This window comes from Myxococcus eversor (genome assembly GCF_010894455.1).
GTDB classification, from domain to species: domain Bacteria; phylum Myxococcota; class Myxococcia; order Myxococcales; family Myxococcaceae; genus Myxococcus; species Myxococcus eversor.
Genome location: NZ_JAAIXY010000028.1, coordinates 77,712 through 99,073, shown reverse-complemented (window position 1 = coordinate 99,073; position 21,362 = coordinate 77,712). Strand labels below are relative to the sequence as shown.

General features: G+C 69.9%; 15 protein-coding genes. 6 read left to right on the top strand and 9 right to left on the bottom strand.

From position 1 onward, the window contains the following. Positions 1-102 precede the first annotated feature (102 nt). The 4 genes from G4D83_RS40295 to G4D83_RS40280 form a co-directional block, all read right to left on the bottom strand. On the bottom strand, positions 103-1,932 hold the full coding sequence (locus G4D83_RS40295; RefSeq protein ID WP_205522842.1) for a penicillin-insensitive murein endopeptidase: 1,830 nt from the start codon (positions 1,930-1,932) through the stop codon (positions 103-105). Positions 1,933-2,149: 217 nt separating this feature from the next. Beyond that, entirely contained in the window at positions 2,150-2,875 is a 726-nt protein-coding gene (gene deoD, locus G4D83_RS40290) for a purine-nucleoside phosphorylase (protein ID WP_163870253.1), read from the bottom strand. Positions 2,876-2,912: 37 nt separating this feature from the next. Beyond that, positions 2,913-6,839: a hypothetical protein gene (locus G4D83_RS40285; RefSeq protein WP_163870252.1), complete on the bottom strand. Its 3,927-nt coding sequence runs from the start codon at positions 6,837-6,839 to the stop codon at positions 2,913-2,915. 35 nt (positions 6,840-6,874) lie between these two features. Further along, the gene (locus G4D83_RS40280) at positions 6,875-7,279 is read right to left on the bottom strand and encodes a TonB family protein (RefSeq protein ID WP_163870251.1); all 405 of its coding nucleotides are present in this window, start codon (positions 7,277-7,279) and stop codon (positions 6,875-6,877) included. Between G4D83_RS40280 and G4D83_RS40275 the strand changes: the two genes are divergently transcribed. Beyond that, on the top strand, positions 7,278-7,487 hold the full coding sequence (locus tag G4D83_RS40275; RefSeq protein ID WP_163870250.1) for a hypothetical protein: 210 nt from the start codon (positions 7,278-7,280) through the stop codon (positions 7,485-7,487). The two genes, G4D83_RS40280 and G4D83_RS40275, sit on opposite strands and share 2 nt — an antisense overlap. A 178-nt stretch (positions 7,488-7,665) precedes the next feature. On the opposite strand, the gene G4D83_RS40270 is transcribed toward G4D83_RS40275, so the two are convergent. Both G4D83_RS40270 and G4D83_RS40265 read right to left on the bottom strand, forming a co-directional pair. Continuing rightward, complete coding sequence (locus tag G4D83_RS40270) at positions 7,666-10,503, bottom strand: carboxypeptidase-like regulatory domain-containing protein (RefSeq protein WP_163870249.1); 2,838 nt, start codon at positions 10,501-10,503, stop codon at positions 7,666-7,668. A gap of 351 nt (positions 10,504-10,854) precedes the next feature. Beyond that, entirely contained in the window at positions 10,855-11,772 is a 918-nt protein-coding gene (locus G4D83_RS40265; protein ID WP_163870248.1) for a hypothetical protein, read from the bottom strand. Between the two features lie 277 nt (positions 11,773-12,049). Between G4D83_RS40265 and G4D83_RS40260 the strand changes: the two genes are divergently transcribed. Continuing rightward, entirely contained in the window at positions 12,050-12,721 is a 672-nt protein-coding gene (locus G4D83_RS40260; protein ID WP_240357088.1) for an abortive infection system antitoxin AbiGi family protein, read from the top strand. A 74-nt stretch (positions 12,722-12,795) separates the two neighbouring features. On the opposite strand, the gene G4D83_RS40255 is transcribed toward G4D83_RS40260, so the two are convergent. Next, positions 12,796-13,374: a pyridoxamine 5'-phosphate oxidase family protein gene (locus tag G4D83_RS40255; RefSeq protein ID WP_163870246.1), complete on the bottom strand. Its 579-nt coding sequence runs from the start codon at positions 13,372-13,374 to the stop codon at positions 12,796-12,798. A gap of 148 nt (positions 13,375-13,522) precedes the next feature. Between G4D83_RS40255 and G4D83_RS40250 the strand changes: the two genes are divergently transcribed. Then, positions 13,523-15,283: a CotH kinase family protein gene (locus tag G4D83_RS40250; RefSeq protein WP_163870297.1), complete on the top strand. Its 1,761-nt coding sequence runs from the start codon at positions 13,523-13,525 to the stop codon at positions 15,281-15,283. A 91-nt stretch (positions 15,284-15,374) separates the two neighbouring features. Here the strand turns inward: G4D83_RS40250 and G4D83_RS40245 are convergent, their stop codons facing one another. Further along, positions 15,375-15,533: a hypothetical protein gene (locus G4D83_RS40245; RefSeq protein WP_163870245.1), complete on the bottom strand. Its 159-nt coding sequence runs from the start codon at positions 15,531-15,533 to the stop codon at positions 15,375-15,377. A 59-nt stretch (positions 15,534-15,592) separates the two neighbouring features. Next, positions 15,593-16,993: an asparagine--tRNA ligase gene (gene asnS / locus G4D83_RS40240; RefSeq protein WP_163870244.1), complete on the bottom strand. Its 1,401-nt coding sequence runs from the start codon at positions 16,991-16,993 to the stop codon at positions 15,593-15,595. A 260-nt stretch (positions 16,994-17,253) separates the two neighbouring features. On the opposite strand from asnS, the gene G4D83_RS40235 reads away from it, so the two are divergent. From G4D83_RS40235 to G4D83_RS40225, 3 genes are all read left to right on the top strand, one after another. Next, the gene (locus G4D83_RS40235; RefSeq protein WP_163870243.1) at positions 17,254-18,282 is read left to right on the top strand and encodes a coiled-coil domain-containing protein; all 1,029 of its coding nucleotides are present in this window, start codon (positions 17,254-17,256) and stop codon (positions 18,280-18,282) included. 242 nt (positions 18,283-18,524) lie between these two features. Continuing rightward, positions 18,525-19,454, top strand: coding sequence for a right-handed parallel beta-helix repeat-containing protein (locus G4D83_RS40230; protein ID WP_163870242.1), 930 nt, complete (start codon positions 18,525-18,527; stop codon positions 19,452-19,454). A gap of 8 nt (positions 19,455-19,462) precedes the next feature. Further along, positions 19,463-21,307 carry a putative Ig domain-containing protein gene (locus G4D83_RS40225; protein WP_163870241.1) on the top strand — a complete coding sequence of 615 codons (1,845 nt, stop codon included), beginning with the start codon at positions 19,463-19,465 and terminating at the stop codon, positions 21,305-21,307. The last annotated feature ends 55 nt before the right edge of the window (positions 21,308-21,362 follow it).

Below are 21,362 nucleotides of genomic sequence, written 5' to 3'. Positions count from 1 at the left end.
GCCCGCGGACGAACCTACCGAGGCTCCGCGCGAAGAGCCTTGCGGAGGCGACAGGCGGACTGGGCGCCGCCTCGGACACGGGACTCGCGAAGCACTCGACGCTCAGCGTCCGTGGGAGATGCCCGCGGACGAACCCTCCGAGGCTCCGTGCGGTGAGGCCACGGACGCGGGTTTCACCGTGGCCGCGGCGGACGGCGCCGACTCTGACACGGGCATGCTCGCGGACTGCGCCGACGCGGCGACAGGAACCGTGGTGTGCACCGCCGGGTCAATCGCCGGTTTGCGAGCTTCGGCCACGGGAGCGGCGACGGGCTTCACCGCCTCGGCGACAGGGGCAACAGCGGGCGTCACCGCCTCGGCGACAGGGGCAACAGCGGGCTTCACCGCCTCGGCGACAGGAGCAACAGCGGGCTTCACTGCCTCGGCGACGGGTGCAACAGCGGGCTTCACCATCTCGGCGACAGGCGCAACAGCCGGCTTCACCGCCTCGGCGACAGGCGCAACAGCCGGCTTCACCGCCTCGGCGACAGGCGCAACAGCCGGCTTCACCGCCTCGGCGACAGGCGCAACAGCCGGCTTCACCGCCTCGGCGACAGGCGCGGCAGCGGGCTTCACCATCTCTGCGACAGGCGCGGCAGCGGCCTTCACCGTCTCAGCAACAGGTGCGGCAGCGGGCTTCACCATCTCTGCGACAGGCGCGGCGCCCGTGGGCTTCACGACCTCGACCACCGGCGTGGGCTTCGCGCAGTTCGTCGCCAGCGCCGTCTCCACGGTGGGCGCGGCGCTGGTGGCGGCGGCCACCACGGGAGCCTGCGTCTCGGGCGGCAGTTGCCGGGGCGGCAGCACGAAGGGCGGCGGCACGGGGCAGTTGGTGCACGGGCCCCTCAGCGGCACCGACAACCGCTGGCCTGCACGCAGGAAGTTGTTCTTCATGCGGTTCGCCTTGCGAATCATCGACACCGTCGACCCGTACTTCAGCGCGATGCCCCCCAGCGTGTCGCCAGAGCGCACGCGGTGCAGCATCACGTTGTGCTCGGGCTGCAACGACAGCAGCGGCTGCACGCGGCGCCCCAGCTCCTGCGCCCTCGGGTTGTGGAACCGCAGGTGGAAGTGGTCACGATGCCGACGCGCGTGCCGGATGATCCCCACCGGGCTGAACAACGAGTCCAACCACGCCTTGTCCTCACCCACCGCCAGCGCATGCTCGTACAGGACCTTCTGTACGCGCTTGTCCACGAGGATGAGCTGGATGTCCGTCTTGGTGACGACCGCCCGGATGAACGCCCAGTTGAGCGGCACGTTGATGTACCGCTCGCGCTCGCGCTCCCGGATGGGGTCCACCGTCGGGTAGTAGAAGCCGACGTCCACGTCCCGGCCATTCTGGTGGCTCTTGTGAGGACGCTTGTAGCCGCCCTCCTTGTTGCTGATGCCGTTGACGCGGATGGGCGGCGCCTCCGGGTACTTCGAGCGCACCTCGCGAATGGCCGTCACCAGGTAGTCGATGCTCTCCTGCGTGCCCCACGCAATCTCCGGCGAGACGACAATCCAGTCGTCACCCCGGGGGAACTGCACCGAGTTCACCAGCCGCCCGCTGTGCGCGAAGCCCACCGCCATCGAGCCGAGCGACGCGATGTCTTCCTTCCAGCGTCGCGTCAGGTCGTCGTCGGAGATCTCCGCCGAGTACACCGGCCCGGTGGGCACCTCGCCCCCCACCGTCGGCGTCTCGCCCTCGCCGTCGTCGCCCTCACCCTCGCCGGCTTCCGCCGCCTCGTCCTCCAGGTCCTCCGCCGACAGCGCGCAGCTCTCGTCGGAGGCCTGGGCCACGACGGCCGCGGCCTCCGCGGTCGCTCCCGCCGCCGGAACTCCTGGCACCGCTTCGACGGGTGCCGGAGGCACCTGCTCTCGAGCGGGCGTCAGTCCTTCCGAACGCACGGACGCCAGGGCGGACTCGCCGCCAGAGGGGGGAACCACGCGCGCGGCACAGCCGGCGCAAACCAATAGGAGCCAGAGGGGGTAACGCACCGGGCCGAAGGATGGCCCGAGAATCGTTCGAGCACAAAGCCCCTCCCAGATTTTTTGGCGCCCCCCTGCCCTGGGGGGCGCTCCGGGCGTGGCCGAGGCCACACTTCCCGAGTGACGACTGTCCGCGTCAGGGCGTCGGCGCGGGCACCTTGAGGGCCACGTCGAGCGCCAGCTCAATCATCTCGTCGAACGAGGTCTGCCGGTCCTGGGGCGAGAGGGCCTCGCCCGTCTGGAGGTGGTCCGACACGGTGAGCAGGGCCAGGGCGCGCGCACCGAACTCGGCGGCCACGCCATACAGGCCGGCGACCTCCATCTCGATGGCCAGCACCCCCATGCGCACCAGCGTGGCGGTGAGCTGCTCTTGCGGGTGGTAGAACAAGTCCGAGGTGAAGACAGTGCCCGCGCGCACGGCCTTGTTCCGTCGCTCCGCCGCCTCCATCGCCCACCGGGCGAGCTGGAAGTCCGGCACGGCCGCGAAGTCGTGGTCCATGAGCCGCATCCGGTTCACCTTCGAGTCGGTGCCGGCCCCGGTGGCGACGATGACGTCGCGCAGCTTCACGTCCGGGCGGAGCGCGCCGCAGCTCCCCACGCGGATGAGCACGCGGGCGCCGTACACCTTGACGAGCTCGGTGGCGTAGATGGAGATGGAAGGCACCCCCATGCCGTGTCCCATCACCGAGACGCGGCGGCCCTGATAGGTGCCGGTGAAGCCGAACATGTTGCGCACCGAGGTGACGCCCTGGGCGTCCGTCAGGAAGCGCTCGGAGATATAGCGAGCCCGGAGGGGGTCACCGGGCATCAGCACCACGTCGGCGAAGTCGCCGGGCGCCGCGGAGATATGAGGAGTTGCCATGGGGGCGCACCATAACCGTCCGTGCGCCTGCCCGCGATTACCAACTCGAACTGCCGAAGCCCGAACCGCTCCCCGAAGAACCGCTGCCGTAGGAAGAGCTGGAGAAGCCGGACCCGCTGCTCGAGGAAGAGGAGCTGGAAGAAGAGGAGCTGGAGAAGGAGGCAGCCGCGCGGGCCTGCTCCCGCTCACGGGCCTCGTCGCGACGGCGCTCCTCCTCGCGCTCGGCCTCTTCGATGGCGTCGCGAGCCTCGCGAGTCGCCGCGTCCGCGGACCGCAGGGCCTCCGCGTAGAGCCCCTTGTCGAGCGAGCGGCGCGCGGAGTCGAGCTGGGAGCCCCCCGCCCTGCCCATCCACGTCGCGGCGGACTGCACCATGCTGGCGGCGGACCGGATGGCGTCGGAGGCCTCCTCCGCGGCGCGAAGCTCGCCCCGCAAGTCCGCCGTCTTGCGCGCGGCCTCGGAGGCGATGCGGTCCGCCACCCTGTCGAAGGCCACCCAGTCTCCATGGGGCGTCGCGAAGGCCCGCTTCGTCGAGTCGAGCTCGTGTCGCAGGGTGGCCAGGCCGCTGATGGCCGCCGTCGTCGCGCGGCTGTCGCCGATGCCGTCGGTGGCGGCCTGGCGAATCCAACGGTCCGCGGAGGACACGGCGCGGTCGGCCGAGGCCAGGCTCTCCTCCGCCTGGGCATGGTGGGCCCGGTCAGACGCGGCGGCCTGCCGCACCTGCTCCATCGACAGACAGGCGGAGGCGAGCCGCTCGGCGGCGTCGAAGGGGTCCGCGGGCCGTGACTCCGCCGCCGTCACCGCCGCCAGGAGGACCTGTCGGGCGGCGTCACGGGCCCTGTGCGTGGGCTGCATCGTGCGCGCGTCCGACGCGTCGGCGTCACACGCGCGGCTCAGCCCCTCGGCGAGCAGGAGCGTCCTGGCGTTGCCCTCCTCGATGGACTGGAGCCGCCGCGACTTCTCGTCGACCTCGTCGAGCCGGGCGTGGGCCTGGGCGTGCCGCGCCTCCACCTCCGACAGCAGCGCGACGGAGGCCAGCAACCGGGCCTCCGCATGGGCCAGGTCCGCCTCCGTCAGGCGCGTCGCCGCGTCGCCGAGATGCCGTGCGACCTCGGAGGCGTTGTCCCGCACCGTGCCATTGGCCTCCGGATGCACCGGGTCCTCTGGCCGCAGGCGCAGCGCGGAGGGGCGATAGCGAGCTATCAAGGTCTCCAGCAGCACGGTGCCGTCCACCACGCGAGCCTCGAGCCGACGGGCCTCCTCGCGACACGCGTCACGACGCGCGGCGAAGGTCCTCGATGCCTCGCGACTGTCAGCGAGGAGCGCCTCCACCTCGCCCACGCGCGTCAGCGAGGCCGTGAGTCCCGCGAGCGCGGCATCCAGCTTCCCGTCCCCGAGCGCCTCGCGCGCCTCGCGCAGCGAGCCCACACCCGAGGCGTGCCGGTCCGACGGGTCGGCGTCCTTCTCACGCAGCATCGCCGAGGCGGGCTTGTCCATCGACGTCCCCAGCTCTTCGCGGGCCGTGGCCGTCTCCCGCTCCACGCGCGCCAGGGCATCCCGGGCCCGGGCCGCGAGCGCCACCAGTTCGTCCGCTTCGCTCGCTCGCGTGGCCAGGGCCGTGAAGGATTGAGCCAGCGCCTCCACGGCGTCCTTCGCCGGCCGGTCCACCAGCGCCTTGGCCGTCTCCTCCGCCGTGTGTCCCAACGCGGCGACGGCGTCATCCAACCACCGACGCGACAGGCCCGCGTCCACGAGCGCCCGTCCCGCTCGCGAAACCACGGGGAGCACCTCGCGCTCGGCCATGGTCAGCACCGTCATGAGCGCCCGAGCCTCCGCCATCCGCCGTCCGCCCTCCGCGAGCGGCCCCTCCAGCGCGGCGAGCGGGTCCGCCTTCAACAGGGGCCGGGCCTGCTTCACGAGCGCATCCAGGCACGGCACGACCTGACCGGTGACCTCCTTCACGCGCAGCACCGCGTCCCCGGGAGGGACCTCCCGCAGCTCGGCGATGAAGTCCTTCAGCGCGGTCAACGCCTCCACCGAAGTAAATGAAGCCGTCTCCAGGGAGCCCAGCAGCACCAGGGCCCGCTCGGCGTGGGTGTTGAACGCCTCCAGCAAGGCCTCGAAGGAGAGCGAGAAGGGCTGATAGCTCTTCAGGTCGCCGATGAGCCGCTGCGCCTCGGTGCGCGGCCCGCGCAGCACGCCCTCCACGCCCTCGTCGGGGTGGAAGACGATGGGCTCGTCGCGCAGCAGGCGGGTGACCTGCTCGTAGCGAGCCGTCCCCAGGTGGGCCCCCAGCGCGTTCGTCATCCCGGAGCCGGTGAGCAGGTCCTCGGCCCGATGCAGCACGCGCGCGGCGGCGGTGGCGAGGAGGAACAGCTCGTCCACGTCGGAGGCGAGCTGTTGCCCCCGCTCCCGGGTGAGGCCCTCGAAGCGCCTCGCGATGTCGTCGCGGGACTCGCCGGCGCACAGGTGCGTGCGCTCCAGGAGCCCGAAGAGCGCATGCGTCTTCTCGTCGATGGCCGTGCGCCAGCGGCCATGCAGCTCGGTGGCCTTGAGCCGGCTCGCGTTGCGCCGACGACGCGCCAGCAGGCCCGCGATGAGCAGGCCCGCGCCACCCGCCGTCCCGCCGCCAGTGCGCATCCTCCGCGCCAGCTCCGCTTCGTCCGCCGCCACGACAGCGCGCTGGTAGGACTCCTCGCTCGCCCGGAGCAGCACGCCGTAGGTGCCAACCCTCGCCACGAATGCCTCGCGAGCCTTTCCCCACGCCACTCGGGCCTCGTCGAGCGACACCTGGAAGACCTCCACCTCGGGCCTCGCCGCCAGGTCATCCAACAGCTTCGCCAGTGCACTGAGTCGCTGGCCATCCCGCCCCGCCGCCTCCAGCGTCTCGGTGACCTTCGCGCGCACCGCCTCGGCCGTGGTGAGCGCGGCACCGTGAGCAGGCGTCATGTCACGCACCGCGCCGCTCGCCGTCTCCGTCACGACGCGCAGCTCCGAGAGCCCCTCGGAAGCGAACGCGGCCAGTGGATTCGCGGCCAGCGTCACCCGCGCGGCCTCCAGCGCCTTCAGTCGCTCGGACGCGGTCCGGTGCTCCTCCATCGCCGAGCGCAGCCCGTCGAGGCTCGCCCGCACGCCGTCATGCACCGCCGTCGCCTTCGCGAGGTCGGCCTTCTCCGGAGGCGTCAGCAGCGCCAGGGCCTTGGCGATCTGAGGCGCCACGCCCGCGAGGTCCACGGCCGCGCGCGGAAGTCCCGGGGGCAACACCGTCCCGAAGGCCGCGAGCCGCTGCTCGGAGAGACGCGGCAGCTCCGTCTGCATCGCGATGAGCCGGCCGCGCAGGGCCTCGATGAGTCGGGCGCGCTCAGCCTCCTCCTGGTCGACGGCGGCGGCCACCCGCGAATCGACGAGCGTCACGGTGTTCTTCGCCGCGTCGATGATGCGCCCGCCATTGCGCATGGCCTCGATGGCCGCTGCATCCAGGTCACCCTTCCACTGGGCGTCTCCCGCCTTGCGCCGGTCCTGCGCCTCCGAGCCGAAGTACGACAGGTTCCTCTCCGCCAGGGACAGAAGGAACACGGCGCCGTCCGGCTCCCGCGTCCTCGGGTGCTTCAACTCGCCGAAGCCCGTGCGATTGGACAGCCCCTTTCCCAGGGCATGCAACGCGGCGTCGATGCCCGTGAAGCGCGTGCCCTCCGCGTCGACGAAGCGCTCACCTTCCGCGTTCTCCAGGAACACCACCGTCCAGTGAGGCGCGTTCTTCGTGAGCCACACCTCCAGGTCCGCGAGTTGCCCCGAGGAGACGCCGACGTCCCCCTTCACATAGACGTGCTGCGACTCGGACCAGAGGCCGACGACGCTCGTCGCGCTCTGGACGCTTCGAGGCCTGCGCGCCGCCTCGACGGGTGGGGCCACCAGGGCGAGCGCGAGCAGCAGCAGGGGCGCGAGGCAGTGGGACCGGAATGTCATCGATGGGGCCGGGACGGACGAGCGCGCGAGGACATTCACGGAGCGGCGACCCACGCGACATGGAAGTGCGCATCGAGCGTGGCCAGCGCGTAGTCCTTGGGCAGCGGGGCGAACGGCGCGGCCTTCTTCACGGCGGCCAGCGCGGCGTCATCCCAGACCTTGGAGCCCGACTCCTGGGAGACCACCGCGGTGACGAGCTTGCCATCGCGGCCAATCACAGCCTGGACCACCGTCCTGCGGCCCACCGCCGGCAATCCCTTGCGCGCCGGCTGCTTCCACTTGCCGGCGACCTGGGCATAGGCCTTCTGCTGATAGCTGGCCTGGGTCAGCTCGGGCTGGAAGAAGGCCTGGAGCTGGGGGGTGCCAGCAGCGGCGAGCGCCAACGGTGCGAAGGCCAGCGTGAGCAGGGCCACGAGAGACAGTGGACGGAGGCGGGACATGGCACCCAATCGTAGTCGCCAGGAACTCCGCCGCGAAGGGGCCTGGCGCCATCAGTACCACTCCATGCTCGACAACGACATCGCAGGCAGCGGCATCCACGAAGGCGTCAGCTCCCGCGTCACCTCACCCGTGCCCGGCAGCATCAACTCCTCTCGCACACAACTGAAGGGATGCGGCTCACCGCGTCGAAAGACGAAGGCCGTATAGGTCCCCTCCGGCTGCGAGCGGAACGTCCAGCCCCTCCCCGCCCCAGCTCACGCGGTTTGAGGGACTGGAGCTGCTCCAGGTCCGCCCGGGTGCTCGGCGCGGGCACCGTCCCTTGCGCGAGGATGACCACGGAGTGCTCGCTCGCGTCCGCGACGCGCAGGTGGAGCGTCGCCCCGTCCTACTGCGGCACGAAGTCCACCGTCACCGTGCCGGAGGCGGGGACCTGGACGCGCCGGGGCAGGAACACCGGAGGTGGGGTGTCGCTGTCCTCGGTGTTGTCTCTCCGGACCGCCACCAGATAGGGACCCGGCGGGACGCCTGGCTGCTCGAATTGTCCGGAGATGACCGACAGCTCCCGCACGTAGCCATTCTCCGAGCCCGAGAGAATCACCGTGGTGTTGTCCGCCGCCGGGTCGCTCACCGTGCCGCGAAGCAGGGCCCCCACCGCGAGCGCCACCTCCACCTCGTCCTGCTTCGCACCGAGCAACAGGCGCTTCTGCGAATACGCCTCATGCGACACGACGAGCGCATACGGCTGCTCCAGCACATGAGGGAGGGTGAAGGTGCCGTCCGGCCGCGTCCTCACCACGCCATCCTCCTCGTGGAGCATCGCCTCATCCGCCCAGCCGTTCGCATCCGTGGGGACGTCGCCCACGTCCACCAGGGCCCCCACCACGGGCCTTCCGGTCGCCGCGTCCGTCACGCGCCCCCGGACCTGGCGCCCCGGACGGAGCACCACCGCGCCCAGGTCCAGGGCTTGTCCCTCCACCGCGTCCACCCTCATGGAGAGGGTCGCGAGGCCGGGCGCGGAGAAGCGGAACTCCTGCGGCCTGGTTCCATGGGGGCCTCGAAAGAATTCACCTCGCGGGCTCGTGGTGGAGACGCCGTTCACCTCGAACCGGGTGACGGGGGTGCCGTCCTCCCGAACCAGGCGCCCCCGGATGCCGACTTCGCGGCGCATCACCAGCCGCAGCTCAGCGCTTCCGGCCTCGACCAGCACGAAGGGCAGGCTCGAGCCCCGGGGCTTCGAGGCCTTCGAAGCGGGGGGCACCTCCAGCACATGGCCATTCAGCCAGGCCACCAGCAAGTAGGACCCCGGCACCAGGTCGCTCAGCTCGAAGCGCCCCTCCTCATCGGAGCTGCCCGTCGCCACACCCGGGTGCATCACGAAGTCCGCGCCTCGCGCTCGCACCGATACGTTCTCCACGGCCGGAGTGACCCGAATCGAGACACCCGCGAGGGGCTTGCCCTCCCCATCCTCGACGACGCCCGCGAGTGAGCGGCCGGCGAGGAACTGGAGCCGCGCATGCACGGGTGCGAGCCCCTTCACCTCCAGCAGCTTGGACAACTGACGCCGCGAGGCCAGCTCCCGAGGCGTGACGACGAGCCGATACCGCCCCTCGGCGACGCCCTGGAGCGTGAAGTGTCCCTTCGCATCCGTACTCCCGGTCTTCTCGTGAGCGTCCCCCGGTTCGCGCAGTCGCGACACCAGCGTCACGTGGGCGGACCGCACCGGGTAGTCTGTCTCGAACAGCACCTCGCCGCTCACCGTGGCGCCCGGCGAGAGCACGACCCGGAGCCCCTTTCGAGGCGACGTCACGGAGAGCCAGGTCGACCGATACAGCGCATGGCTGACGACGATGCCCCGCGCCCCGGCCTCGGCGGCGGAGAGCACGAACGCGCCCTCCTTCCCTGTCGTCGCGGTGCTCTCCACCACCAGGTCATCGCGTCCCTTGAGTGACTCGTCGAACGGGCCACGCTCGTCCAAAGGGGAGACCGCGGAGAGGTGGGCTCCCTCCAGGGGATGACCCTCGGCATCCACCACGGTGCCTTCCACCGTGAAGGCGTCGCGCAACACGAAGACGAGCGGCGCGCCGTCCGCGCCCAGCCGCAGCTGCGCCTCGTGCACCAGGAACCCCGGGGCATCGACCTTGACGGAGTAGAGGGCTCGCGACACCGGTCCCAACAAGAAGACCCCGCGAGCGTCACTCGTCGCGTGATTCTGCCTGGGGATGTAGGGCACGCCCAGCCTCCAGGCCAGGACGCTCGCCCCGACGATGGGCGCCCCCCGGGCGTCTCGCACCACGCCCTCCAGGAGCACGTCACTGCCAAGCGCCAGCACGACCTCGGGGTAGTCGCCGCTGGGCCCCAGGCCCACGCTCTCCTCGGCCACCGCTTCGCCGTCGCTGGCGGAGAACGAATAGCGCCCAGGGGGCAGGCCCTCGAAGGTGAAGCGACCCTCGCCATCCGCGACGACCTCGCGACTCCAGTCGGGGCCCTCGCAGCGCACCTTCGCCCCCGGGGCAGGAGCGTCCTCATGGACCACGCGGCCCGAGAGCAGGCGTGCGCGCGACATCGTCACGTCCATGGCGAGCAGGTCCGCGCCGCGCGGCTTCACGTGCACCGGGAGCAGTCCCTCCTTGGAGAAGAGGACGCTGTAATCCTGGTCCGGCAGGTCCCCGAACTCGAAGTGTCCGTCCCGTGCCGTGGTCACCTCGAAGGCGCGGCGGTGTGCCGCCAGGAGGGCGATGACGCGGACTCCCTCCAGTGGCCGCGCATACTCGTCCCGCACCTCGCCCGCGAGCGAGGGCCCCTCGTCCAACCACACCTCGAGGTCCTCGGTTCCAGCGGGGACATCCTCGCGCAGCGCCACGCTCCGCGGCCCCTCCGCCCACACCGCGTACCTTCCAACCTCCAGGCCCGCCAGCGTGAAGCGGCCCTCGGAGTCCGTCACGGTACGTGCCAGGGGAGGCATGGCGCCCTCGCCCGAGTCCAACCAGTCCAACACCTCCCGCACCGGGCACCGCGCGTTCAGCGACGACATGTCATCGTCGCAAGGCAGGGCACTCAATGGCTTGCGAGGCGTATCCTCGGTCGCCACCACCACCGCGCCCACGACCGGGCCCGCGATATCGATGACGACTCCTCGCACGACCTGTCCGCCTCGGGGCGCGGACACGGGCGCGGCGAGCAGCGCGGCCCATGACGAGCGCCGGCCTTCCGCGTCAGGTTCCAAAGCGGAGGTCTTCCCGCGCTCTTGCCCCTCCCCCGACGGTCCACCGAGCACGACCCACGCCAGGACGACTCCCAGGAGCAACAGGCCCCCGCCGACTCCAAGCCTTCGCCACATGCGCGAGACCACCCCCGGACGACTCTGTGTCTTCCGGTCAGCCTAGCCTCATTCACAGACGATGCGCAGCGGCTCGCGGGCCGCGGGCTCCCTTGCCGCGCACGCAAGGCAAGCCACGAGAGCAGCGCGGCGCCGCGCCGCTCAGCTCGACGCAGCGAGGCGCTGCCCTGCGCGACACAGCCCGACCCAACGTGACGCAAGCCCAGCACGACGCAGCTCAGCCCAGCGCGACGCAGCTCAGCGTCGCCGGGCCAGGGTGAACGCGGTGAGCACGAGCGCCCCACCCGCGCCCACCGCGATGGCGAGCGGAACCTTCAGTCGCTCCGACAACGCGGAGAACACGCCCAGCGTCACCTCACGGCTGGCACCCCGCAGCGAAGGGCCTCCCAGTTCGTCCCGCGTGGCACGGAGCTGACGCCGCAGCTCCTCGGAGGCACCTCGCACCGTCGCTGTCGCCGTGCGCTCGGCCATCGTCGCCACGACGAGGCCCACGTCCACTTCGGAGCCTTCGCGGCGAGCCTTCACCTCCAGCTCGAGCTGCTCCACCACGGCGTGGACGAACCGCCGCCCAGCGCTCTCCAGCACCTCGTCGATGCGCTCGGTGCGCGCATCCAGGGCCGTGCCCAATCCCTCCACGAGCCCACGCCCCGCCTGGGACGCCACCTCCGAGGCGATGGGCGCCAGCACGGGCATCTCGTGCGCCAGCTCCAGCACCGCGCCGCGCACCGCCCCCGTGGCCAGCGTCCGAGCCCGCGCGCCAGGCTGCCGAAGCTCCCGCTGACGTTGATCCGCCACCCGCGCCGAGCGGTCCAACCACCCGTTCACCCGCTCCAGCAGCTCATGGGACAGCGCATCCGCGCCCGGCATCGAGCGCCGCAGCTCCGCCACCACGCCCTTCACCGCGCTCTCCGCGAGCGAGCGGGACCACGTGCCGGGAGGTCGCTCGGCGGCCTCCTCGACCTCGCGAGCAAGCAGGGCCACGACATCCTGGACGAGCTCACGCAGCTGCCCGTCGAGCCCCGGCAGCTCCGCCTGGAGTCCCTCCGAGGCACCCTGGATGGCCCCGCTCGTGAGCCCATGCGCCGCGATGCGCTCCAGCGACAGGGTGAGACGCCGCATCAGCTCGACCGGTGACAACCGCCCATCGTGGCGCATCGCTCGCTCCCCCGAGCGGAGGTCCGCTCCGCTCGATGAACGATTGCGATGTCACCCATCAATCAACACCCCAGCCTGGTGGAGCCAGCGCTCGAATGGCTTCGCCAGCCTCATCCCAGACACCCGCCAGCCATCACCGAGCACCGGCCCCGCCGTCGGGAGGGCGGGCAGGCGACGGAGGTGCGAATGCAGTCGGGTTGCATCGACTTCCCCGCTCCGGGACATTGGCTCCGGACTGACGATGCTGGGCTATCAGGCGAATTCACAGTGGCGGGACATGTCTGACTTCGTGGTGCACTTCACGAAGCCCGGACCGCCATTCCATGACGCCTACCAGAACATGATGAACATCCTGGGCACGCGCACGCTCATCCCGGGTGCCCAGGGCTTTGGGCTCGCGCGCAAGGAGCCCCAGGTCGCGGACCGGCACCGCGCGGTCTGCCTCAGCGAGATTCCGCTCGACCGGCTCGGCCGGCTCGTCCAGCGCCGCAGCCTGTATGGCATCGGCTTCAGCAAGAGCTTCATCCTGTCCCAGGGGGGTGGCCCCGTCTGGTACGTCCAGTACGCGTCGCCCGCGCACCTCTCCCTGAAGCACCAGATGGACCAGGCGCTGGCGGCGTCGGACTCGCGGGCCCATCCGCTCTGGGCCATGACGCCCTTCGTGGACATCCAGGGCGACAAGCACAACGCGCCCTACAGCTATCGCTTCGACTGGGAGCGGGAGTGGCGCGTGCCGGGCCTGCTGCGCTTCACCGAATATGACGTCGCGGCCCTCTTCCTCCCGGAGGAACTGCACTCCACGGCTCGCGGTTTCTTCGAGTGGGCCGTGCGGGAAAAGGCGGGCCCTGGCTACTTCTGCCCCTGTCTGGACCCGCTGTGGACCGCGCCACAAATCGCCGCGGCGCTGGAGAAACACGCGGAGGACTCCGCGCGCCTCAGGGCGGGATAGCACCCGGGACGAGGCCGAGACGCTGGACTTCGGAGAGGTCCAGGTGGGCTTCCTCTTGAGCCACGGCCCGGCGCCTACGGCTCGCCTGGAGTCGTATCGTCCTCGTCGAAGAGTCCGGTAGGCAGGCCATCGAGGCTGCTCGCGTTCTTCTGGCGTCGGTACTCCTCCAGCCCCTCCTCGCCCTTGTTCTCGGCCCAGCGCGTGAGCGTGGGTCTGTCGCCGGTGAACTCGTAGAGGGGCACGCTGTAGCCGCAGGACTTCTGCACGAGGTCGATGTCGAGCTTCACCATCTGCCGAGCCCCCAGCGGCTCCACGCCGCCGAACTCGGAGGCCAACAGCCGGGAGTACGCGGCGCTGCCCCGGCGCAGCACCTGACCCCGTCCATAGAGGCGCAGAATCATGGGCGGCCCTTCGAAGGCGCAGAACATGAGGGTGAGGCGTCCATCGGCGCGCAGGTGCGCGGCCGTCTCGTTGCCGCTGCCGGTGAGGTCCAGGTAGACAACCTCGTTGGGGCCAAGCACGCGGAGCGAGTCGAGCCCCTTCGGGGAGAGGTTCACCCGACCGGTGCTGGCGGCGGAGGCCGTGAAGAACATCCGCTGGCGCAGGATGAAGTCGCGGTGGATGGGCTCGAGGTGCGGGAACTGGGTGGCCATCGGTGCGGTCCTCTCCCACGGTTGAACGGACTCGACGAAACGGAAACACCTCCAGGCAGGGATAGCACCCCTCGCGTCCATGAGCCGACACCTACAAGGGGCGGGGCCTGTCAGCGCTTCCCTGGATGCCTATCTCTTCCGCTCCGACATGGGCGGGTGGACGCGGGGGAGCAACACGGTGGCCGGAAGAAGCTTGTCTCGAGGCGTGCTGGCGTGTGTCGTTTGTCTGACGGTGGCCTGTGGGGGTGGCACCTCCACTGGACCCGGGGGTGAGCTTCCGGACGAGGTGCCTGGACCGTCGGGAAACGGACCCGACCCGGACCCCACGACTCCCCAGGAGCGTCCAGACGCGGGCGTGCCCGACGCAGGTGAGCCGACCCCTCCGGACGCGGGTCCTCCGGATGCCGGCTCCGCGCCCACCGTCTGCGCGCCCACCGCGGGCGAGACGCGGTGGCTGACGGAGGGCCAGCTCGTGACGGCCACCGTGACGTGCTCCACCGGGAACACCAGCACGGGGCTTCGCTTCAGCGTGGACAACCTTCCGCCCGGCGCGGCCTTCGACGAGGCCACCGCCACCCTGCGCTGGACGCCCGGCAGGGACCAGGCCGCCGTGTGGAACCTCGTCCTTCGCGAGCACACCAGCAACGAGACGGGCATCCTCAAGGTGGGTGTCGCGGAGAACGACGGCGCCCCGGGCAACGTCAAAATCGTCGACCCGAAGACGTACACCGAAGAGTACGGGCTGCCCGTCTTCCACCTCATCTACACGCCGCCCCTCACGTCCGGCAGCGACAAGCCCGCGCAGCTCATCTACCGGGGCCGCACCTACAACATCGAAGCCAAGTACCGGGGCGCCACGTCCGGGGCCTTCCCCAAGCGCAGCTTCACGCTGGAATTCCCCGACGAGGACCTCTTCAACGAGCCCGTCTTCGGCGACGGCTTCCTCAAGAAGAAGCGCGTGGCGCTCGTCACCACGTTCAATGACAACTCCTACGTGCGCACGCGGCTCGCGTTCGACCTCTGGAGCAAGATGTCACCCGAGCACATCCGCGTGCGGACCTTCAGCGCGGTGCTCTATGCCAACAACCGCTACCTCGGCCTCTATACGGCGGCGGACCTGCCCCACAAGCGGATGATGGCGGAGAACGGCATGGACAAGGACTCGGACCTGTTCAAGGCCGTGGAGAACGACGCCAACTTCTCCCGCATCCGCAAGAACGGCGAGCCCAAGGCGTCGCTGCGCGAGGGCTTCGAGAAGAAGGTCGGCGAGCCGGAGATGGGCCAGCCCCACGCATGGGACACGCTGGAGGCCTTCATCACCTTCGTGGCGGACTCCGACGACGCCACGTTCCGCACCAGCTTCCCGCGGCGCACCCGTCAGCGGGACTACGAGGACTGGTGGATCTTCAACTCGCTCATCCTCGGGACGGACTCCCACTCGAAGAACGCCTATCACGCGTATGACCCGAAGACGCAGGGCCCGTGGCGCTTCATCCCGTGGGATTTGGACGCGAGCTTCGGCCAGAACTTCGACACCACGCGCACCTCGCCGACGACGCGCTCCAACTTCACCGGGAACAACCGCATCTTCGCGCGGCTGCTCGCGGACCCCACCTTCGCGGGGCCCATGCGCCAGCGCTACCAGGCGCTGCTGCGCGACGAGCTGAAGATGGAGGCCGTGCTCGCCCTCATCGACACCTACGAGAAGGAGACGTCCGCCGTCGCCAAGCGCGACTGGGCCCGCTGGCAGCTCGAGTATCGCGCCATGGGCGCGCCCGGCACCGTGGGCGAAGGCAACTTCCCCGCCTGGTACCAGCGCACCGACTTCCTCACCTACGAGGAGGAGCTCGCGTACGTGCGCCAGTGGGTCCGCACCCGCTGGCCCGCGCTCCAGTCCCAGCTTCCGTGACGAGGAAGGCGGGCCCGAAGCGTCAGCGCAGGTCGACGACGAGCCCGCCAAACGTCATCGACGCCGTCTGCCCCCCCGTCGCCCGAGTGCGTCAGGGGACGTCCTCCAGCGTCGCGTCCGGCGGCGCACAGGCCACGCCACAGGAAGCAGGAGTCTCCGAGCACGACGACAACAGCAGGCCCACGAGCGGGGCAAGAAAGAACCGGCGGGCGGAGCGACTCCACCCACCGGCATTGAGACTCTGGAGCATCGAGCACCTCATGGCCGTCATACGCGTCACCGGCCCGGGCGCCCGGTCGCTCCACCCGACTAGAACTGCGCCCAGCCCGGAACGCGCGGGTAGGGAATGGCGTCGCGGATGTTCTGCAGGCCGCACATGTAGACGATGAGCCGCTCGAAGCCGAGCCCGAAGCCCGCGTGCGGCACCGTGCCGTAGCGGCGCAGGTCCCGGTACCAGCCGTAGTGGGCCGGATCCAAGCCGAAGCGCTTCATGCGCGCGTCGAGCACGTCCAGCCGCTCCTCGCGCTGGCTGCCGCCGATGATTTCGCCGATGCCGGGGGCCAGCACGTCCATGGCCGCCACCGTCTTCCCGTCCTCGTTGATGCGCATGTAGAAGGCCTTGATCTCCTCCGGGTAGTTCATCACCACCACGGGCCTCCCCACGTGCTCCTCGGACAGGTAGCGCTCGTGCTCTGTCTGAAGGTCCTTGCCCCACTCCGGCGCGTACTCGAACTTCTTCTTCGCCTTCTTGAGGATTTCAATCGCCTCCGTGTACGTCAGGCGCTCGAAGCTGGAGTGGATGAACTTCTCCAGCCGCTCCGTGACGCCCTTCTGCACGCGCTCCTCGAAGAACTTGAAGTCGGGGCCGCAGTCCTCCAGCACCGCCTTGAAGACGAACTTGAGGAAGCGCTCGGCCAGGTCCGCGTCCGCGTTCAGGTCCGCGAAGGCGATCTCCGGCTCAATCATCCAGAACTCGGCCAGGTGGCGCGTGGTGTTGGAGTTCTCCGCGCGGAACGTGGGGCCGAAGGTGTACACCTTCGACATGGCCATGGCGTAGGCCTCCACGTTGAGCTGGCCGGAGACGGTGAGGTACGCCTCCTTGCCGAAGAAGTCCTTGTGCCAGTCAATCTTGCCTTCCGGCGTGCGGGGCGGATTGACGGTGTCCAGCGTGGACACGCGGAACATCTGCCCGGCGCCCTCCGCGTCGCTCGCGGTGATGATGGGCGTGTTGACCCAGAAGAACCCCTCCTGGTCGAAGAAGCGGTGGACGGCCTGCGCCGCCCGGTGACGCACGCGCGTAATCGAGCTGAACGTGTTGGTGCGAACGCGCAGGTGCGCCACGTCGCGCAGGAACTCCAGCGTGTGCTGCTTGGGCTGAATCGGGTACGTGTCCGGGTCGTCCACGAAGCCCAGCACCTGGACCTCTTCGGCCTGGACCTCGAAGGCCTGCCCCTTGCCCTGGGACTTCACCAACGTGCCGCGGCACACGACGGAGCAGCCCGCGGTGAGGTGGAGGATCTCCTTCTCGTAGTTGGGCAGCGAATTGGGGGCGACCACCTGGAGGGGGTCGAACACCGAGCCATCGCTGACATTGACGAAGCTGATGCCCGCCTTCGAGTCGCGCCGGGTGCGCACCCAGCCACGGACCTCCACCTTCGTCCCTGCCTCCACCGCGCCGGCGAGGACCTGCTTCACACTGACGACCTGCATTGACGCTCTCCCTTGAGCGGATTCGGGGGGCGAGTTAGCCGCGCGCCGGCCCGAAGGACAAGCCCGGCGTGGCTTTCCGGCCCCCAGGAGGCCCGTTTCCGGGCCCGTCCGGAGGCCTGGAACCCAGCCAGGCAGTGTCAGACCCCACGGGTATTCTTCTCTCATGGTCGCCCGGAAAGGGGACCACGAATCCCACGAAACCCGCACGTCATTCGCGAGCCGCCCCGGCCCGCCTGGCCGTGCCCTACCTGGAGAGTCACATGGCCACCCGCAAGTCCGCTTCCCGCAAGTCCGCCGCCCGCAACCGCTCCTCGGAGTCCACCAAGGCCGCCTTCGAGGACCTGGCGCGCAAGGCTCGCAACAAGCCTGTCGTCCCCGCCAAGGAGCAGGAGGCCCGGGACACCCACGCCAAGAACGTGTTGACGGACGTCGCCACCCTGTCCGCTGAGTCCGCGGTGAAGAAAGTCACCGAGGCGGGCCTCACCATCAACAAGACGCTCGCGGGCATCAACGAGCAGGTCATCTCGCTGGTGGAGGAGATGAAGCAGTTGGACGAGGCCATCCAGCTCAAGACGGATGAGCTGTCGGAGCTGCACGGCAAGGACGTGGCGGCCAGCGCCGTGGACGTGCTCGTGGCCGAGTATGACAAGCGCAAGGCGGAGCTCCATGCGGAGACGGAGCAGATGAACAAGGACATCGCCGACGCGCGCGCGAAGTTCGCCCAGCAGCACGCCGTCGAGCACGAGCTCGCCAAGGTGGCGCGCCAGCGGGCCGAGGAGCAGTACGCCTACGACGTCCAGAACCAGCGCAAGAAGGAGCAGGACGCGTTCGTGGAGAGCCTGCGCGTGCAGTCCGCGGCCGAGAGAGATCGCAAGGAGAAGGTAGAGAAGGACTGGGCCGCGCGTGAGGACGCACTGAAGCTGCGCGAGAAGGAGTTGGAGGACCTGCGCAAGCAGGTGTCGGAGTTCCCCGCCGTGCTGAAGAAGGAAGCGGACACGGCGGCGGCCATTGTCGGCAACCGCGTGAAGTCGGAGTGGGATTTGAAGCTCACGCTCGCCACGAAGGACGCGGAGACGGCGCAGCGCGTGGCCAGCATGGAGATTGCCTCGCTCAAGGACACGAGCACCAAGCAGGCCCAGGCCATCCAGGCGCTCCAGTCGGAGCTGGCGGATGCCAAGCGCCAGGTGCAGACCATCGCGGAGAAGGCGCTCGAGTCCGCCTCCGGCGCCCGCGCCCTGGCCGAAGTGCAGGGCGTCATCGCCAGCCGCGAGTACAACAAGACGAAGTAGTCCGTCTGGAGAGAATCCCGGGGACGCTCGCATGCTGGCGGGCGCCCCCGGGCGAAGCTTTTCTCCCGGGTGCGTTCAGCCTCGTGCGAAGGCTGAAACACCTCCTCGGTGCATTCAGCTTTCATGGGAAAGGCTGAAACACCGTGAAGAATCTGAAGACCGAAGGACTCAGGCCGTCTCGGGGTGAATCACGGACTTGCGTCGTTCGTGGACGGAACACGAGCGAGGTAGCGTGGCTCACCATGTCCACTCCTGGCTCTGTTCGTTCTCGCGCGACGGGTTTGTTCGCGCTTCCCGCCCTGCTGTGTGTGTTGCTGGGGTCCTCCGCCTCCGCGCAGGCGACCCGCACCTGGGTCTCTGGCGTGGGAGATGACGTGAACCCGTGCTCCCGCACCGCGCCGTGCAAGACGTACGCGGGGGCCATCTCCAAGACGGCCGCGGGCGGGGAGATCGACGCCATGGATCCGGGTGGCTACGGCGCGGTGACCATCACCAAGTCCATCACGATTGATGGCGGGCCCTACGCCGGAGGCATCCTCTTTTCGGGGACGAATGGCGTGGTCGTGAACGCGGCGGGCGCCACCGTCATCCTGAGGAACGTCGCCCTGAACGGCGGCACCACGGGGCTGGACGCCATCCGAATCCTCGCGGCGGGCAAGGTGCTGCTGGAGAACTGCACGATTCAGGGATTCATCAACTCGGGCATCAACGTGCTGCCCTCCGCGGGGGCCGTGCAGCTCGTCGTGCGCAACACCACGGTCAACGGCGCGACCATGAAGGCGCCAACGAACGCCGGCGACACCTCGGGCGGCATCCAGGTGGCGAGCGGCGGGGCTGTGATTGGAAACAGCCAGATTGCGTCCGGCCTCATCGGCCTCCACGCGCTGAACGGCGCGCGCGTCACGGTGAATGACACGACGGTGGTGGGCCACTCCGAGCAGGGCATCCTGGCGGTGGGTGGGGCGCAGGTCACCCTGGAGCGGGCCGTGGTGGCGCAGAACGGTGTCGGCATCAAGGCGGAGGCTCCGGCGCAGGTGCGCATCTCCGACACGACGGTGGGCCACAACACCGGCCTGGGGCTGGACGGCCCGGTCGGCTCGTTCGGGAACAATCGCGTCGCCGCGGGCAACGGCACGGATGGCTCCCCCTCCACCACGCTGCCGCAGAATTGAGCCGCGCGATGGGGGTCCACTTGCGCTGCATCCTCGTGGCCGCGCTCTGCGCGTCCACTCCCGCGCTGGCCCAGGCCACCCGCACCTGGGTGTCGGGCGTGGGCGACGACGCGAATCCGTGTTCCCGCACCGCGCCGTGCAAGACCTTCGCGGGGGCCATCTCCAAGACGGCCGCGGGCGGAGAAATCGATGCGATGGATCCAGGCTCCTTCGGCGCGTTGGTCATCACCAAGGCCATCACGATTGATGGCGGACTGGATGGAGGCAAGGTGCTCGCCTCCGGCACCCAGGGCATCACCATCAACGCGGGCGCCCAGGACGTGGTGGTGTTGCGCCGGCTCTCCGTGAACGGGAGCGGGCCCACGCTTGGAACGACAGGCATCGTGTTCAACAGCGGCAAGGCGCTGCATGTCGAGCGCTCACAAGTCCGTGGCTTCCAGCAGGACGGCATCCGCTTCGCGCCCGCCGCGGGTGGCCAGCTCTTCCTCGACGATGTCGTGGTCTCCGGCAACGGAAACGCGGGCGTCCGGGTGGGCGGCACCGCTGGAGCCGTGACGGCCTTCATCTCGCGCGGCACGCTCTCCGGCAACCGTCAGGGGCTCTGGCTCGGTGCGGGTAGCACGGCGACGGTGTCTCAGCTGACGGCGTCCGACAACACCGAGGCCGGCATCTGGGCGCAGACGGAAGATGGCGGCAAGGCCTCGCTCAACGTGGAGCGGGCCCGGCTCACACACAATGGCGTGGGCCTGCATGCGGCCTCGGTGGGGAGCGGGAGTCAGACGTTGCTGCGGCTGTCGCGGACCGCCGTGGACGCCAACGTGCTCGCCAGCACGCGGCTCATCGGCACGGGCACCGTCCTGTCCTTCGGCGACAACCGGATGGCGGGGGTCTCCGCGTCGACGTGTCCCGCCGGAGCCGTCTCGCTGGAGGCCGCGGCGCTGCCGGGACTTCCCCGGGGCGGAGTCTTCGCGCCCATGCAGCTCGGTGTCCTGGGAGCGATGGGCAGCGTCACCTCGACGGTGTCGGGCACGTTGCCTCGGGGCTTCCGGTTGGAGGGCGGCGTCTTCTCGGGCACTCCCGAGGAGGGCGGCGACTATCCCTTCAGTGTGACGGTGACGGATGGAAACGGCTGCACGGCCTCGCGTGACTTCACGCTCTCCGTCGCTTGCCCGCCCATGTCGCTGAGCCCCACCGGCCTGGCGGCGGGCACCACCGGACAGGTCTTCGCGGAGACGGCGTTCGTGCATGAGGGCGGCGAGGGCACCACGACGTTCGTCATCGACGGGGCCCTGCCCCGAGGGCTCCAGCTTCGCGACGGAGTCCTCACGGGCATGCCCACGCAGCCGGGCAGCTTCCCCTTCACGCTGACGGCGACGGATGGAGGGCGTTGCTCGGCGAGTCGGAGCTACACCGTGGCCGTCGCTCGCTCCTCCGACTTCCAGGAGGCCACGCTCCAGCTCCAGGCCTCGGCCAATCCCACGTACGCGGGCGACGCCGTGTCCGTCACCGCGCGCGTGGTGGGCGGCCAGGGCGAGCCCACGGGGACGGTGACGTTCTTCAACGGCACCGAGGTTCTCAAGGTCGTCACCCTGCAAGGACGCGAGGCGACGCATGCGCTCGCGACGCTCGCTCCGGGGAAGTACACCTTGAGCGCGGCGTACAGTGGCGACACGCGCTTCGGTGGAGTCGACGCGGCGCCCCTGTCGCTGGAGGTGCTGCCCGCCAAGGCACCTGCTGACGAGAGCGACGACGGCTGCGGCTGTCGGCAGTCCGGCGCACCGGGCGGAGCCCTGCTGATGTTGCTGTTGCTCGTGCTGAACCGACGGCGTCGGGACACTCCGACGCCGGGCTGAGGACGACACGCCCCACCTCTGACGACGCTGGCTGAAGAGCCGCCAGCGTCGTCAC

Bases quoted from the DNA above. Each gene is read 5' to 3' on its own strand.
- deoD (WP_163870253.1), bottom strand. From the start codon at position 2,875: ATGGCAACTCCTCATATCTCCGCGGCGCCCGGCGACTTCGCCGACGTG.
- G4D83_RS40285 (WP_163870252.1), bottom strand. From the start codon at position 6,839: ATGACATTCCGGTCCCACTGCCTCGCGCCCCTGCTGCTGCTCGCGCTC.
- G4D83_RS40275 (WP_163870250.1), top strand. From the start codon at position 7,278: ATGGCACCCAATCGTAGTCGCCAGGAACTCCGCCGCGAAGGGGCCTGG.
- G4D83_RS40280 (WP_163870251.1), bottom strand. From the start codon at position 7,279: ATGTCCCGCCTCCGTCCACTGTCTCTCGTGGCCCTGCTCACGCTGGCC.
- G4D83_RS40265 (WP_163870248.1), bottom strand. From the start codon at position 11,772: ATGCGCCACGATGGGCGGTTGTCACCGGTCGAGCTGATGCGGCGTCTC.
- G4D83_RS40260 (WP_240357088.1), top strand. From the start codon at position 12,050: ATGTCTGACTTCGTGGTGCACTTCACGAAGCCCGGACCGCCATTCCAT.
- G4D83_RS40255 (WP_163870246.1), bottom strand. From the start codon at position 13,374: ATGGCCACCCAGTTCCCGCACCTCGAGCCCATCCACCGCGACTTCATC.
- G4D83_RS40250 (WP_163870297.1), top strand. From the start codon at position 13,523: ATGGGCGGGTGGACGCGGGGGAGCAACACGGTGGCCGGAAGAAGCTTG.
- G4D83_RS40245 (WP_163870245.1), bottom strand. From the start codon at position 15,533: ATGCTCCAGAGTCTCAATGCCGGTGGGTGGAGTCGCTCCGCCCGCCGG.
- asnS (WP_163870244.1), bottom strand. From the start codon at position 16,993: ATGCAGGTCGTCAGTGTGAAGCAGGTCCTCGCCGGCGCGGTGGAGGCA.
- G4D83_RS40235 (WP_163870243.1), top strand. From the start codon at position 17,254: ATGGCCACCCGCAAGTCCGCTTCCCGCAAGTCCGCCGCCCGCAACCGC.
- G4D83_RS40230 (WP_163870242.1), top strand. From the start codon at position 18,525: ATGTCCACTCCTGGCTCTGTTCGTTCTCGCGCGACGGGTTTGTTCGCG.
- G4D83_RS40225 (WP_163870241.1), top strand. From the start codon at position 19,463: ATGGGGGTCCACTTGCGCTGCATCCTCGTGGCCGCGCTCTGCGCGTCC.